Origin of the sequence: Flavobacterium taihuense, assembly GCF_019351435.1 — a bacterium.
GTDB lineage: Bacteria > Bacteroidota > Bacteroidia > Flavobacteriales > Flavobacteriaceae > Flavobacterium > Flavobacterium taihuense.
The window spans coordinates 1-883 of sequence record NZ_JAHWYN010000060.1; the positions used below are offsets into that span (position 1 = coordinate 1).

Here is an 883-nt window from a genome sequence, read left to right on the forward strand (position 1 = left end):
CCAGAACGTTAGCAGGCATATTCACCGAACGAACAAAAAACAGAAAATGAAAAAAATCGCATTATTATTCATAATTTTTATTTCCACTAAAAGCATTTCGCAAACGAAAAATTTTATTGATTTACCTTATATAGAAACTTCCGCTAAAGTTGATACTTTAGTAATTCCCGATAGAATTTACTTAAATATTTCAATAACTGAAAAAGATACGAAAGGCAAAATTTCTGTTGAAGAATTGGAAAGTAAAATGAACGATAAATTTAAATCGTTGGGAATAAATGTAGAAAAACAATTATTCCTAAATGATTTGTCAAGTAATTACAAAAAGTATTTTTTAAAACAACAAGATATTTTGAAGAACAAAAATTATACTCTAGTTCTTTATGACGCAAAAATATCTGGTAAAGTTTTAATTGCACTTGAGGAAATCGAAATATCAAATGTAGTTTTAGAAAAGACTGAATATTCGAAATCTGAACAAATGCTCTTAATTTTAAAAACTAAAGCAATAGAAAAAGCAAAAAATCAAGCAATTGCTATGACAAAACCCTTAAACCAAAAAGTTGGAAATGCAATATTTATTTCAGATTTTAATAACGTTGAAAGAATGTTATCAGGTTCAGTTGCAGGAATACAAATAAGAGGAAGTAAAAGTTTAAGTAATAGCGGATTTATTCCCGCAGACATTGAATTTGCAAAAATTAAAATTGAAACCGAATTGAATGTGAAATTTAAACTTGAATAAAAATACGCCTGCTAACACACGCTACAAGCAATTTGGGTTTTAGGCTTAATTTGAAAATGGTTTTGTATTTGGAAGATTTGGCAAATCCGAAAATAGGGCTTAATTTAGTCCCAAACTGCTTGTAGCGCGAGAACGTTA

General features: G+C 28.4%; 1 protein-coding gene. It reads left to right on the plus strand.

Annotation, left to right across the window (positions count from 1 at the left end; all coding sequences use genetic code 11):
- Positions 1-46 precede the first annotated feature (46 nt).
- On the plus strand, positions 47-745 hold the full coding sequence (locus tag KZH69_RS20365; protein WP_219319303.1) for an SIMPL domain-containing protein: 699 nt from the start codon (positions 47-49) through the stop codon (positions 743-745).
- Positions 746-883 lie beyond the last annotated feature (138 nt).

Coding starts and splice junctions, on each gene's coding strand:
- KZH69_RS20365 (WP_219319303.1), top strand. CDS start 47: ATGAAAAAAATCGCATTATTATTCATAATTTTTATTTCCACTAAAAGC.